The sequence below is a fragment of the Pantoea eucrina genome (genome assembly GCF_002095385.1).
Lineage (GTDB): Bacteria > Pseudomonadota > Gammaproteobacteria > Enterobacterales > Enterobacteriaceae > Pantoea > Pantoea eucrina.
Window position 1 is genome coordinate 72383 of the sequence record NZ_MIPP01000003.1, and the last position, 13972, is coordinate 86354.

The window sequence follows — 13972 nt, forward strand, 5'->3', positions numbered from 1 at the left end:
TGTTGTTTAAAACACCCGGTTATGCCGGGTGTTTATTTACTGGAGTAGCGAAAAATGGTGCGTCGCTATCGCTTCGAAATTATTCTCTTTGTGATGATTCTCTGCGGCATTGTCGCGGCCAGTTTTTTTATTTGATGGCTGTAGCGCGCTGATTACTCCGATATTTCTCCCTTTTTTACCGCTCACCGACTATAGTTATCGCCTAAGCGTGATAACAAAAACTCCCTTTTATTCTCCCTGTCGAGAGAACTATGCGCCTGGCAATTCTGTTATTTATTGGTATTTTCGGCTTTACCCTCACAGCACACGCCGATGATGAAGACGGGCTGAGTCCCGAAGAGATCAAGACGCTGTTTTTTGGTAAAGACCATCGCCAGGCAATAAGCGACGTGGCCGCTGCGCCCTGGGATGCCATTGGTCAGCTGGAGACGGAAAGCGGCAACCTCTGCACCGCCACGCTGATCTCTGCTCATCTGGCCCTGACCGCCGGCCACTGCCTGCTGACACCGCCAGGCCGGTTCGATAAGCCGGTTGCGCTGCGCTTTATAGCGGGTGAAAAAGGCTGGCGTTACGAAATTCACGATATAGATGCCCGGGTTGAGCCGTCGCTGGCGCGGCGCCTGCAGGCCGATGGCGAGGGCTGGATTGTGCCCTCTGCCGCCGCGCCTTACGATTATGGTCTGGTGATCCTGCACAACCCCCCTTCAGGTATTGTGCCGATCCCGCTGTTTGATGGCTCTCGCAGCGATCTCACCGCCGCGCTCAAAGAGAGCGGACGCAAAGTCACGCAGGCGGGTTATCCGGCCGATCACCTCGATTCACTCTATTCGCATAGCGACTGTATAGTCACCGGCTGGGCGCAGCGCGCCGTGCTTTCGCACCAGTGCGATACGCTGCCTGGCGACAGCGGCTCCCCGCTGCTGCTGAAAAAAGATGATGGCTGGCAGCTCATCGCCGTACAGAGTTCGGCTCCGGCGCCGGTCGATCGCTATCGCGCGGACAACCGGGCCATTGCCGTGACCTCGTTTAAAGATAAACTCGAAGAGCTGGCTGAGTAAGCAGGCAGGCGCGCGATCACGCACACCTGCATGCGTTATGCATTCAGCTCAGCTGCTCCATCGCCTGCAGCACCCGCTTATCTGAAACCGGATAGGGAGTACCCAGCTGCTGAGCAAAGTAGCTGATGCGCAGCTCTTCAATCATCCAGCGGATCGCCACTACATCGGCATCATCCCGGCGCTGCGGCGGCAGCTTGCTGCGCCAGACGTTCCACGCCTGTTCCACCGCCTGTACCTTCAGCATGCGGGCGCGGTCGCTGTGCGGATCGGCGGGCAGCTTCTCCAGACGGCGCTCGATTCCCTGCAGATAGCGCAGCGTATCTCCCAGCCGATCGTAGCCGTTGCCGGTGACAAATCCGCGATAGACCAGACCGCTCATCTGCTGTTTGATATCCGCCAGCGCCAGCGCCAGCGTCATATCCACGCGGCCTTTCAGAAATTTGTTGATATTGAACACGCAGGTGAGGATCTGCTCAACCTGCTGCGCAATCGTCACCACGGTGTCGTTCAGCTCCGCCCGCACTTTATCGCGCAGCTGCTCAAAATTCTGCTGCTGCCACGCGGGGCCGCCCGCCTCCGCCATTAGCTTATCCACGCCGCAGGCAATACAGTCGTCTATCAGCTCCAGCACTTTGCCATACGGATTAAAGTAGAGCCCGAGCTTGGCTTTATTCGGCAGCTTTTCATGCAGATATTTAACCGGTGACGGAATGTTCAGCAGCAGCAGGCGACGCTGACCGCGCCACATCATCTTCTGCTGCTCCTCTTCACTGTCAAACAGGCGGATCGCCACGCTATCTTTTTCATCTACCAGCGCCGGCCAGGCTTTGACCTGATAGCTGCCGCGTTTCTGCTCATAACTCTGTGGCAGGTCGCCAAAACTCCAGATGTGCAGGCCGCTCTGCTCCAGACCATCATCGGCAACCTTCGACAGCGTCTCCTGCACTTTGCCTTTCAGCGCCTGTTTCAGCTGATGCAGATCTTTACCTTCCTGCAGCTTGCGGTTGTGCTCATCCACAATGCGGAACGTCATTTTAAGGTGATCGGGCACCTGATCCCAGTGCCAGGCATCGCGCTCAATCGTCACGCCTGACATGCGCCGGAACTCACGCTCCAGCGCATCCAGCAGCGGCTGTGCCAGCGGCTGAACGCGACCGAGAAACGCTTCCGCGTAATTGGGGGCCGGCACAAAATTGCGGCGCAGCGGTTTGGGCAGCGATTTAATCAGCGCGATGATAAGCTCACGCCGCACGCCGGGGATCTGCCACTCAAAACCCGCTTCATCCACCTGGTTCAGCAGCGGCAGCGGGATATGAACGGTCACGCCATCCGCATCGGCGCCTGGCTCAAACTGATAGGTGAGCCGCAGCTTCAGATCGCCCTGCTGCCAGACATTAGGGTAGTCGAGCTGGCTGACCTTATCTGCCCCCTCTTTGATCAGCATCTGCTTGTCGAAGTTGAGCAGGTCCGGATTCTCTTTACTGGCCTGCTTCCACCAGCTGTCAAAGTGACGGGCAGAGACCACCTCTTTGCCCAGACGGCGATCGTAAAAAGCAAACAGCGTTTCGTCATCCACCAGAATGTCGCGGCGGCGTGACTTATGCTCCAGATCCTCAACTTCACTGCGCAGCTTCAGGTTGGTGCGGAAAAAGGCGTGGCGCGTCTGCCAGTCGCCCTCAACCAGCGCATGGCGAATAAACAGCTCGCGGCTCAGCTGCGGATCGATGCGGCTGTAATTCACTTTACGCGCCTGCACGATGGGCAGCCCGTAGAGCGTTACCTTTTCCGTAGCCATCACCGCGCCCTGTGCTTTCTCCCAGTGCGGTTCGCTGTAGCTGCGCTTGATAAGGTGCTGAGCCAGCGGCTCAATCCACTCCGGATCGATGCGTGCCGCCACCCGGCCCCACAGGCGGCTGGTTTCTACCAGTTCGGCCACCACGGTCCATTTGGGCGGCTTTTTAAACAAACCGGAGCCAGGGAATATGGCAAAGCGGGCGTTGCGCGCGCCGGTAAACTCCTGCTTCTCCGCATCTTTCTGTCCGATATGCGACAGCAGGCCGGTCAGCAGCGCACAGTGTACCTCACGATAAGGTGCCGGCTCGCTGTTGACGGGCATCCCCTGTTCACGCACGACCTGACGCAGCTGGGTGTAGATATCCTGCCATTCGCGCACGCGCAGATAGTTGAGATAGTCACTTTTACACTGGCGGCGGAACTGGTTGCCCGACAGCGCTTTCTGCTGCTCCTGGATATAGTTCCAGAGATTAACAAAGGTGAGAAAGTCAGACTCTTTATCAGCAAAGCGGCGATGTTTCTCATCGGACGCCTGCTGTTTCTCGACCGGCCGCTCGCGCGGGTCCTGAATCGAGAGCGCCGCCGCGATAATCATCACCTCGCGCACGCAGCCAAAGCGCTGCGCCTCCAGCACCATCCGCGCCAGCCGCGGATCCACCGGCAGCTGCGCCAGGGTACGACCAGAAGGCGTCAGCCGGTAGTGCTCATTTTCATTAAGAGTAATGGCGCCCAGCTCTTCCAGCAGCCGCACGCCATCCTGAATATTTCGTTTGTCAGGCGCTTCCACAAACGGGAACGCCGCAATATCGCCCAGCCCCAGGGCGGTCATCTGCAGGATCACCGACGCGAGATTGGTCCGCAGGATCTCCGGATCGGTAAAAGCGGCCCGGCTGAGGAAATCAGCCTCGGAGTAGAGCCGGATACAGATCCCTTCCGAAACGCGGCCGCAGCGCCCTTTACGCTGGTTTGCCGAAGCCTGTGAAACCGGCTCAATCGGCAGGCGCTGTACCTTGGTGCGATAGCTGTAGCGGCTGATTCGCGCGGTACCGGGATCGATGACATATTTAATGCCCGGCACGGTGAGCGAGGTCTCTGCCACGTTCGTGGCCAGGACAATGCGCCGCCCGCTGTGGGACTGAAACACGCGATTCTGCTCGGCATTGGAGAGACGCGCGTAAAGCGGCAGGATCTCGGTATGCGGTAAATCGCGCTTCATCAGCGCATCGGCCGTGTCGCGGATCTCACGCTCTCCGCTCATGAAGATCAATATATCGCCACGGCTCTCCTGCCCCAGCTCATCCACGGCGTCAAAAATGGCCTGCAGCTGATCGCGATCGCTCTCGTCCGCTTCTTCCGCGATAGGCCGGTAGCGCACCTCCACCGGGTAAGTCCGGCCTGACACTTCGATAATCGGCGCATTATTAAAGTGACGCGAGAAGCGCTGCGGATCGATAGTGGCGGAGGTGATGATCACTTTGAGATCGGGGCGGCGCGGCAGCAGCTCACGCAGGTATCCCAGCAGAAAATCGATGTTGAGGCTGCGCTCATGCGCCTCATCAATAATGATGGTGTCGTACTGCAGCAGCAGCCGGTCCTGCTGGATCTCCGCCAGCAGGATACCGTCGGTCATCAGTTTGACCTGCGTGCTGTCGCTGACCTGATCGGTAAAACGGACTTTATAGCCGATGGTACTTCCCGGCGCGGTCTCCAGCTCTTCCGCTATGCGGCTCGCCACGGTGCGGGCTGCCAGACGACGCGGCTGCGTGTGCCCGATCAGGCCTTTCACGCCGCGTCCCAGCGCGAGGCAGATTTTTGGCAGCTGAGTAGTTTTACCCGATCCGGTTTCACCGGCAACAATCACTACCTGATGATCGCGAATCGCGTCTGATATCGCCTGCTGCTTCTGGCTGACCGGCAGATTTTCCGGAAAGGTGATGCGCGGGGTGCCCGCCACGCGCCGGGCGATGCGCTGTTCGGCAACGCTGAATTCCTCCGCCAGCTCTGCGGCAATGGTCTGCTGTGCGGCGCTGTTTTTCACCTTTGCCGCACCCTGCAGACGTCGCTGCAGGCGCTGGCGATCGCGCAGCGTCAGCGCATCAAGCCGGGCCCAGAGTGGAGCTAAAGGTGATTCAATGGATGATGACATAGGGATGGATTACCTGTTAGTGCAGCACGGCGGAAACACGCGCGGCGCCGGGACGCTTTCCCGGCAGATTCAATCAATTACCGGACGCCATAATAGCATATTCTCAGCCTGCTGGCTGAGCCGCTCCGGCTGGCTTATTCAATTAATTCGAACATTGGCCTCGAATTATTACGCTTTTACGCTGCCGGTGAACGCCGTAGAGTATGGCGCATTGAGCGGGAAGCCCGCCGCATAACCCACAGGAACCTATTATGAGCCACGTATTAATTCTGAAGTCCAGTATCCTTGCCGGCTATTCACAGTCAGGCCAGCTGGCTGATTTTTACGCTGAAGAAGCGCGCGCCAACGGCGACAGCGTAACCGTACGCGACCTGGCTGCCGATCCGGTACCGGTACTGGATGGTGAACTGGTGGGTGCTCTGCGTCCTTCAGATGCGCCACTTTCTCCACGTCAGCAGGAGGCGCTGGCGCTCTCTGATGCGCTGATCGCTGAGCTGCAGGCGCATGACACCATTGTTATTGCGGCACCGATGTACAATTTCAACATCCCGACGCAGCTGAAAAACTACTTTGACCTGATTGCCCGCGCGGGCGTGACTTTCCGCTACACCGAAGCGGGTCCGGAAGGTCTGGTTAAAGGCAAACGTGCGGTGATCCTGAGCAGCCGTGGCGGTATCCACAAAGATACCCCAACCGATCTGCTGACGCCGTATGTGAAGCTGTTCCTCGGCTTTATCGGCATCACTGACGTTGAGTTTGTCTTCGCGGAAGGTATCGCCTATGGTCCGGAAGTGGCGACCAAAGCGACCGCTGATGCGAAAGATGCGATTAAACAGCGCGTCTCTGCCTGATTAATAAAAAAAGATATTCTGCTTCATTTTACCGGGCCTGAGCGCCCGGTTTTTTATTTTAACGTCAATATATCTTTGCTTCCCGGCGGCTGCCCGCTTTTTTAATTTACACTGCAGTATCACTCTCTCATTCTGCTTTACGATCTCAACCCTGTTACTGACAACCCGCGCCCGCATTTTAATTAAAGCGCAGCACCGCCCGACGTTTAATAAAAATCGAAATACGAAAGTTTCCTCACCAGTAACGTGGCACGATTAATCCGCAATCAAATCCAGCTGTGCAGGCTGTAATTACATTTGAACTTTTCCTAAAATAATAATTTTTTTACCAGGAGAATAATATGGCCTTACTGTTATGCTATATCCATGTAAGCGATACGCTGCCCGGACAAACTGCAACCGTTAACTCTTTTTCGGGTGTGAGCGACAAGATTAAAATGTTTGAGATGCCCATTAAAAGAACGGGTAACTATGACGCACAGTTGAATGCCAATGTTAAAAACACTCGCGAAATCGCTGTAATTGAAGCTAAAAAGAAGATTTCGCAGCTGACATCAGCTTTTGAAAAACTTCATGGCACGGGCAATCGCACGCCATCTTCTTCCGTAACACGCCCTATCGCTGCACCGGTTATAGCGACGGCTGTAGCAGCGCCAGTTGCGAGAGTACCGGATATCTCTATCGCCCGACTGAGTGTGTCAGCATCTTCTCTGGCAGAAGCAAAACCTGACCCTGTCACCACTCAGGCAAAAACTACAGCCGGGCATAAAGGCGCGCCCTCATTGCTAACCCAAATTAAGCATCAATTTGCGCAGTTCTGGTCATCGATAAAAAGTTATATTTCGTCACTGACAGATGCATTCCGGCAGCAACAGAGCGAAAAAATAGCACACTTTGAAAATACCGCCAGAACCAAATCTGAAGGCTGTAAATCAATGACTGAAATAATAAACGCATATGACAATAGTCCTTCCAATGCTCTCTTTCTTTATAACGCAGTAAAACAGGAGCTAATATTTAATGCTATAAGTGACATCATTGATCAGGCAGGAAAAGAAAATAAAGAAATCGATCTGCGTAAGCTATGCGATCAGGCTAATCGCTATGCGGTTAATTCAGGCGCTAACGCCAGATTTTTCACGCTATCAAAAAATAACACTATCGGGCACAATATAAAATATGGCGTACCAACTATGCAGCAGCGCGTCAGTCGGGTAGAGGAAGACATTGGAAGTAAAAACGCAACCTCCGCAACCTTACGTCGTAATTCGCAGAGCTTAAGTGGGCGCCAGCGTGCTAACTCAGTACAGTCAATAACCCGGAGGATGGTTAATGACGCCTATTCAAAACTGTTTAATGATATACACAATGACAAAAGAAATATTTATGGTGCACGCCACAGCTTCGACCGTAACGAAATGCGTGCCGCGCTGCTTGAAGGGCAGCCGGCGCTGACAGGCTTAAGCACCAGCAGTGCAGCATAATGTCTGACAGCAGCAGATCCTTCGCAAGCCACACCCGGTGGCGGGAAAGCGCTGAGCCTCCCGCCACCGGTTACTTCTGCAGCCACTGGCCGTTGATGCCGCGCACATATTCCCCTGCGCTGGCCCGGCTCACCAGCTTCTCTCCGGCAATCCGCGCGACGTCGCTGGTTGTGAGTTTGTTTTCCCCGGCAATGCGCTGATACGCCATCCGGCGGCCCTCATTGATACGACTCACCAGCGCCAGCGTGACCTCATCCTGCTGCCGTGCAGCAACATAGCCGCTCAGCGTTTCTCCGACCCGCCCCTGCTGCCGCGCCTCATCCAGCGTCAGCGCATGGGCAGACCCGGTCAGCAAAACCAGCAGCAGCGCAACGGCGCGTATTGTTCGGTTGCGGGCCATCAGAACAGCCCGCTCTGATTCTGCAGCAGCGCCTCGACATCTTTATCCACTTTAATGTGGATCTCATGTTCAATTTTCACATTCATATTTATCGTAATCGGCGCATCAGGAGCGGCCACTTCAATCCGCGGTACGCATCCTGCCAGCATAATGCTGCCTGCCAGCAGCGCACCTCTTAACCTCATCATCAGGGATCCCTCTTTGATGGCAGGGTGGCGTTCTGCTCCACCCAGGATTGTAAATTATCGCCAAAGCGCAGGCTGCGCCATAGCTGGAACAAATTCTCCTGATGACGATAGTTGAGATTGATTGTCTGGCGCCGGTTGCTGAATTGGCTGACGCCGGTGACCTGCGACTGCATCATCAGATTACCGGTATTATCCAGATCGAGTGTGGCCCAGGAGCGTGAAATCTCCAGATAACGCAGCCAGCTGAGCGCTGCCCCGGCGGCGACATTGTCTTTTACAATCGCGTCTGCCGTATCCTTATCCAGCCGAAACGTGAGCGGCCCGCTGTTAGCAATCCAGCCATTTCTGATCAGCCACTGCGGATTACTGAGCCACAGCGGCAGCTCGCCATTAACCTTACCCGACATAGCAAACTGTTTGGGCTTGAGTGCCGTCACCAGCCGGCTGAGATCGATCTGGCGCAGCGAAATCCTGGCCGCTTCGCGCTGCGGCATGCGCAGCGCCGGCATACTGACGTGCCCGCCCAGTAAATCGAGCGTCACGTTACTCAGGGTAAGCGGCTGTCTCTCCTGCCAGGGATAGTAACCCTGCAGATCGGCCGTGATATTCTGCAACGCAAACTGATTGTTAACCTCGCGGATACGCAGCGAAACCGGTCCGCGCCGTCCCAGCTGCCACTGCTGAGCGCGGTAGCGAAACGGCAGCGCAAAATCGATGCCGTTGATGTCACTGTCCGGCAGCTGCAGGCTGCCCTGCTGAACCGCAAAGAAGCCGCCTGCCTGAAATGCCTGGCTGGCTCCGGCTGAAAACGCGACCTGCGCCCGCAGCTCACCGCTGCGGATACGCATTTTTAAGTCGCTGCTGAGCAGCGGCTGGAACACGCGCAGCGACTGTGCCGGCCACCAGGCCTCCCCGCGTAGCCGCTCACCATCCCAGCGCCCGTGCACGCGCAGCGGGCCGATATCTTCAGCGCGCAGTTCACCGCGCCATAAAAACCGTGCCGGATCGCGACCTTTCACATCAAACGTCAGCCCTGCAGGCGGCAGCCAGCCGCCGTAGCTGAAGTGCGTTTGTCCCGCATCAAGACGAAAACTGCCTGCAAAACCGGGCTGCGTGCTATCCCGCTGCCAGCGCAGCGGCGCAGTGAGCCGGATACGCGGCCGGTCAATCTGCACCGGCCCCCACGCCAGTTGATTCAGGCCGGTATTGAGCGTATCCAGCGTAATGCGCTGATCCAGCCAGCTGCCGGTGCCTGCGACATCCCACTCTGCGTTAAACGGCTGCAGTTTGCCGTCGCCCCAGTAGCGCCAGCGCCAGCTGCCGCTGTCTGGCCAGAACGCAGCGGCGCGGCCATCCAGATGCAGCGTAAAGTGACCATAGTCGCGCTTATGCGCCGTCAGAATCGCCTGCAGCCGGCCATCAATGCCCTGCGCTGAAAGCGAAACGCCCGCCAGGGGCCAGCGTGCTTCATCCACTTCAGGGAGATCCAGCAGCTGACCGCGCAGGCGCAGCAGTGCGCCTGGCTGGAACGTCAGCGTCGGCGCGCTGAGTGCGCCGCGCAGCTCGCCGGGCAGGCTGCCATAGAGCTGCAGCCCGGCAAATTTACTCTCGCCGGTAATGCGCAGCGGCAGCGCGTTATCCGTTACGCGCAGCGGTCCCGGCCCTACGCTCAGTACCACATTACCTTTACCGCCGCGCCCCTGCGTCAGCAGATTCAGCCGCCCCTGCACGCGCAGGTTGTCCATCCCCTGCTGCCATCCGGTCAGAGTCAGCCCCACGCCGCCTGACAGCATCTGACTGGCCAGAGGCCAGCGCCAGCGCCCGTCGGCGATCTGAAACGTATCGCGGTCGCTCTGCCACGGCAGCTCAAGCAGCGGTGTCTCATCGCCCTGCTCCTGAACGATCAGCTTACCCTGCTGCTGCTGCCACTGCAGATCCAGCGTCAGCGGCTGCGGCCACTGAGCCACGCTTAGCTCACTCTGCAGCGAGCCGGTTACTGGCAAGCCATCCGCAAATGTGGGCAGCGCTACGCTGCCATGTAACGCCAGCGGTTGTGTCAGAAAAGGATGTTGTAACTTAAGAGAGTCGACCGTCAGCGTCTGGCCCTGTAAGCGTGCGCTCAGGCTGAGATTATCGCCGCGATAGCGCAGCTGCTGCTGTTCCGGTGCAAGCGTGAGATCGAGTTCACCGGCATAGTGCTGCCACGGCAGGACGGCCAGCCTGCCGATATGCACATCGGCCCCCGGCAGGCGCTGCTGCCAGTCGGCCAGCGTACGCGGTACGGCAGAAGCTGGCTGCGGCGGCAGCGACTGCCAGCAGGCGCTGTTAAGCGTGACGCGCTGTGCGCTAAGCTGCCAGCGCTGCTGTGAGCGGCCCAGCGCCACCTGCTCAACCTTAGCCAGCGTACAGCTGCCCGTCAGGTAACGCAGCTGCGGCAACGTCACTGCGCCCTGCTGCCAGCCCGGCCTGCCCTCAATTTCGATGCGCGTCTCATCCGGCAGCCAGATGCCGGCCAGCCGTGGCAGCCACTGCGTCAGCGTCAGCAGCAGGCCCAGCAGCAGCAGAATCAGCGCCAGCAAGGCGGCAAGTAGTCGGCGAAGGCCACGCGTCATGGCGGGTAACTATCCTGTTGTTTATATTTTCCTGCCGAAATGATGGCACGTAATCATTCGCAAATGAAGGTGTTAGCCTGGCCTGCTGCGTGAAGAAAAGCAAAGTCGCGCAGAAACCGTTATCCTTTAATGATACCGACATGGCATTTTTCAGGAGCGAAACAATGAAAGTTGCGGTTTACAGCACCAAGCACTATGACCAGAAATATTTTGAACAGGTCAACGCCCGTTTTGGATTTGAGCTGGTGTTCTTTGATTTTCTGCTCAGCGAGGATACGGCAAAAAATGCTGCCAGCTGTGACGCGGTCTGTATTTTCGTAAATGACGACTGCGGCAGAGCGGTACTGGAAGAGCTGGCGGCATTGGGCATTAAGTATATTGCCCTGCGCTGTGCCGGATTCAACAACGTCGATCTGCAGGCGGCTGCTGAGCTGGGCATGGAGGTAGTACGCGTGCCCGCCTACTCCCCGGAAGCGGTGGCGGAACACACGGTGGGTATGATGTTGGCGCTGAATCGCCGCATTCATCGCGCTTATCAGCGCACCCGTGACGCAAACTTTTCGCTTGATGGCCTGACCGGCTTCAACATGCACAATAAAACCGCAGGCGTGGTCGGTACGGGGAAAATCGGCGTGGCTACGCTGCGGATCCTGAAAGGATTTGGCATGAAGCTGCTGGCCTGTGATCCCTACCCGAGCGACGCTGCGCTTGAGCTGGGTGCAGAATATGTCGATCTGAAAACGCTGTTTGCCCGCTCGGATGTGATTACGCTGCACTGCCCGATGACGCCGGAAAATCATCATATGCTTAACGCGCAGGCGTTCAGCGAAATGAAAGATGGCGTGATGATCATCAATACCAGCCGCGGCGGCCTGATCGATTCGCAGGCGGCTATTGAAGCGCTAAAACAGCAGAAGATCGGGTCGCTGGGAATGGACGTCTATGAAAATGAACGCGATCTGTTTTTTGAGGACAAATCGAACGACGTTATTCAGGACGACATTTTCCGCCGCCTCTCTGCCTGCCACAACGTGCTGTTTACCGGACATCAGGCGTTTCTGACCGCAGAAGCCCTGACCGCCATCTCAGAAACCACGCTGGGTAATCTGCAGCAGCTCGATCAGGGCGAAGCGTGCCCGAACCGGGTTAAGCCCTGAAATGGTGCGCCCGCATCAGCGGGCGCACGTGCCACCCATGAGCGCCTGTTCATCGCAGCGGCGGCCGTTTGACAGCTGACACATGCCGATACGTGAACCATCCAGCTGGCGGGAAAATGCCAGCGTGCCCCCGGCACCGCTGCAGCTGCTTTCTGCCATCGCGGACATCACGACGTGCGGCTGGACGTGAGCCGCGGTCGCCTGCTGCGGCGGTTCGTTATCAGGGGTACTGCTGCAGGCGGAGAGCAGCAGTGCTGCACCAGCCAGCAGTAAAGAGGCAGCTTTCATTAGTCGGACTCCGGGGACAGGGGACAAAAAGTGCTCACAGCATATGACAGCCTCTGCTGTGAATCGAGTGCGGACATAGCTTTTTACAAAATTTCAGACCTTTCATTGCAAGCAGAATTATCCTGAAGAGAAGATTTTTGCCGGTTATCTTCTAAAATAATCCGTTATTTCAATTGCTCAGGGGAAATTATGTTAACCGATATGCTGTTACGCATCGCGCTGGCCGGCGTTCTCGGCGGGCTTATCGGACTTGAGCGTCAGATGCGGGCAAAAGAGGCGGGTCTGCGTACCCATATTCTGGTGGGGATCGGCAGCGCCCTGTTTATGCTGGTCTCGAAATATGGCTTTGCCGATATGCTCAGCAGCGACCATGTGGGTCTTGATCCCAGCCGCATCGCGGCGCAGGTCGTCAGCGGTATGGGCTTTCTCGGGGCCGGTACCATCATTATTCAGAAGCAGATCGTAAAAGGCCTGACTACCGCAGCGGGCCTCTGGGTTACCGCCGCCATCGGTCTGGTTATCGGTAGCGGCATGTATGAAATTGGCATTTATGGCACGCTGCTGGCGCTGGTCGTGCTGGAGGTTTTTCGCCGCCTCAGCCACTGGCTGATTGGCCGCCATCATACGCTGATCGTGCATCTGAAAGCCAAAAGCGTCCCGCTGGTGTTACTGGTGCTGCAGCGTGAAGGGATCCGCTACGGGCATATCGCGGTGGTCAACCGTGACGAAGAGAGCGGCCTGTGTGAACTCAGCGTAGAGGTCACACTCTCCCGCCGGGCACCGCGCCACAGCCTTTATGAGAAGGTCATGGATATTAAAGGGGTGCAGTCACTGGAGATGGTATAGAGGCGCAGACAGAGCAAAATTATTAGCCACGGATGCGGCAACAGATTAAAAGCGTTCACGCGAGGCTGGTATTCGCGCGCGCAATCCGTACCATACGCATCCATAACTACAGGTTTATGACCGCCAATGCGGGTTTCAGCCGCCTGTTCTGTTCGCCGGCACTCTCAAGCGTGAAAATAATGTCAGAAAATCAAGACGTAACAAAAAAAGAGCAATACAACTTCAATAAACTGCAGAAGCGCCTGCGCCGCAACGTCGGCGAAGCGATTGCTGACTTCAACATGATTGAAGAAGGCGACCGCATCATGGTCTGTCTCTCAGGCGGTAAAGACAGCTATACCATGCTGGAGATCCTGCGCAGCCTGCAGCAGAGCGCGCCGGTGAATTTTTCGCTGGTGGCGGTCAATCTCGATCAGAAGCAGCCCGGCTTCCCGGCGCATATTCTGCCCGCTTATCTTGAGACGCTGGGCGTGGAGTATAAAATTGTCACCGAAGATACTTACTCTATTGTTAAAGAGAAGATCCCGGAAGGCAAAACCACCTGCTCACTCTGCTCGCGTCTGCGTCGCGGTATTCTCTATCGCACCGCCAGCGAACTGGGCTGTACTAAAATTGCGCTCGGCCATCATCGCGACGATATCCTGCAGACGCTGTTTCTTAATATGTTCTACGGCGGCAAAATGAAAGGCATGCCGCCCAAGCTGATGAGTGATGACGGCAAGCATATTGTTATCCGCCCTCTCGCCTACTGCCGTGAAAAAGATATTATCCGCTTTGCTGAAGCGCGCCAGTACCCGATTATCCCCTGCAACCTGTGCGGTTCGCAGCCCAACCTGCAGCGTCAGGTGGTGGCCGATATGCTGCGCGACTGGGATAAACGTTTTCCGGGCCGCATTGAAACCATGTTCAGCGCCATGCAGAACATTGTGCCTTCGCATATGGCGGATATCAGCCTGTTCGATTTCAAAGGCATCCGCCATGGCGATGAAGTGGTTGATGGTGGTGATATTGGCTTCGATCGCGAGACGCTGCCGATGCAGCCCGCGGGCTGGCAGCCGGATGAGGATGCAGCAGCCACCGCGGAGCTGCGGCTGGATGTATTAGAGATAAAGTAGTTCTGCTGAGAACTACAAAGGCGCGTATCCCGG

The 13972-nt window shown here is 56.8% G+C and carries 13 protein-coding genes; 8 read left to right on the top strand and 5 right to left on the bottom strand.

What is annotated here, in order from left to right; translation table 11 throughout:
• Positions 1-54: 54 nt before the first annotated feature.
• Together ydgU and HA43_RS02820 are read left to right on the top strand one after the other, a co-directional pair.
• Positions 55-135: a small membrane protein YdgU gene (gene ydgU, locus HA43_RS19470; RefSeq protein WP_459213502.1), complete on the top strand. Its 81-nt coding sequence runs from the start codon at positions 55-57 to the stop codon at positions 133-135.
• A 116-nt stretch (positions 136-251) separates the two neighbouring features.
• On the top strand, positions 252-1058 hold the full coding sequence (locus tag HA43_RS02820; RefSeq protein WP_094110921.1) for a trypsin-like serine peptidase: 807 nt from the start codon (positions 252-254) through the stop codon (positions 1056-1058).
• 43 nt (positions 1059-1101) lie between these two features.
• Here HA43_RS02820 and hrpA read toward each other — a convergent pair whose 3' ends face one another.
• On the bottom strand, positions 1102-4998 hold the full coding sequence (hrpA, locus tag HA43_RS02825) for an ATP-dependent RNA helicase HrpA (RefSeq protein WP_094110922.1): 3897 nt from the start codon (positions 4996-4998) through the stop codon (positions 1102-1104).
• Between hrpA and HA43_RS18615 the strand changes: the two genes are divergently transcribed.
• The 3 genes from HA43_RS18615 (at position 4985) to HA43_RS02835 (ending at position 7333) form a co-directional block, all read left to right on the top strand.
• Positions 4985-5233 carry a hypothetical protein gene (locus tag HA43_RS18615; protein WP_128083770.1) on the top strand — a complete coding sequence of 83 codons (249 nt, stop codon included), beginning with the start codon at positions 4985-4987 and terminating at the stop codon, positions 5231-5233. The two genes, hrpA and HA43_RS18615, sit on opposite strands and share 14 nt — an antisense overlap.
• A 16-nt stretch (positions 5234-5249) precedes the next feature.
• A complete protein-coding gene (gene azoR / locus HA43_RS02830; RefSeq protein WP_094110923.1) occupies positions 5250-5849 on the top strand; it encodes an FMN-dependent NADH-azoreductase in 600 nt (199 codons plus the stop codon).
• Between the two features lie 341 nt (positions 5850-6190).
• The gene (locus HA43_RS02835) at positions 6191-7333 is read left to right on the top strand and encodes a hypothetical protein (protein WP_094110924.1); all 1143 of its coding nucleotides are present in this window, start codon (positions 6191-6193) and stop codon (positions 7331-7333) included.
• Between the two features lie 70 nt (positions 7334-7403).
• Here the strand turns inward: HA43_RS02835 and HA43_RS02840 are convergent, their stop codons facing one another.
• Genes HA43_RS02840 through HA43_RS02850 form a run of 3 tightly spaced genes read right to left on the bottom strand, consistent with a single transcriptional unit; the run spans position 7404 to position 10533 of the window.
• The gene (locus HA43_RS02840; RefSeq protein WP_094110925.1) at positions 7404-7733 is read right to left on the bottom strand and encodes a YdbL family probable chaperone protein; all 330 of its coding nucleotides are present in this window, start codon (positions 7731-7733) and stop codon (positions 7404-7406) included.
• Positions 7733-7918, bottom strand: coding sequence for a YnbE family lipoprotein (locus HA43_RS02845; RefSeq protein WP_094110958.1), 186 nt, complete (start codon positions 7916-7918; stop codon positions 7733-7735). Before HA43_RS02845 ends, HA43_RS02840 begins: the two co-directional genes overlap by 1 nt.
• A 2-nt stretch (positions 7919-7920) precedes the next feature.
• The gene (locus tag HA43_RS02850; protein ID WP_094110926.1) at positions 7921-10533 is read right to left on the bottom strand and encodes a YdbH family protein; all 2613 of its coding nucleotides are present in this window, start codon (positions 10531-10533) and stop codon (positions 7921-7923) included.
• Between the two features lie 164 nt (positions 10534-10697).
• Between HA43_RS02850 and HA43_RS02855 the strand changes: the two genes are divergently transcribed.
• Positions 10698-11690, top strand: a complete 993-nt coding sequence (locus tag HA43_RS02855; RefSeq protein ID WP_094110927.1) for a 2-hydroxyacid dehydrogenase — start codon at positions 10698-10700, stop codon at positions 11688-11690.
• 15 nt (positions 11691-11705) lie between these two features.
• On the opposite strand, the gene HA43_RS02860 is transcribed toward HA43_RS02855, so the two are convergent.
• Positions 11706-11978 (bottom strand): putative hemolysin, encoded by a 273-nt coding sequence (locus HA43_RS02860; protein WP_039384475.1) that lies wholly within the window; start codon positions 11976-11978, stop codon positions 11706-11708.
• Between the two features lie 189 nt (positions 11979-12167).
• On the opposite strand from HA43_RS02860, the gene HA43_RS02865 reads away from it, so the two are divergent.
• On the top strand, positions 12168-12824 hold the full coding sequence (locus HA43_RS02865) for an MgtC/SapB family protein (protein WP_039384476.1): 657 nt from the start codon (positions 12168-12170) through the stop codon (positions 12822-12824).
• 179 nt (positions 12825-13003) lie between these two features.
• Positions 13004-13939 carry a tRNA 2-thiocytidine(32) synthetase TtcA gene (gene ttcA, locus HA43_RS02870; protein WP_039385949.1) on the top strand — a complete coding sequence of 312 codons (936 nt, stop codon included), beginning with the start codon at positions 13004-13006 and terminating at the stop codon, positions 13937-13939.
• Positions 13940-13972 lie beyond the last annotated feature (33 nt).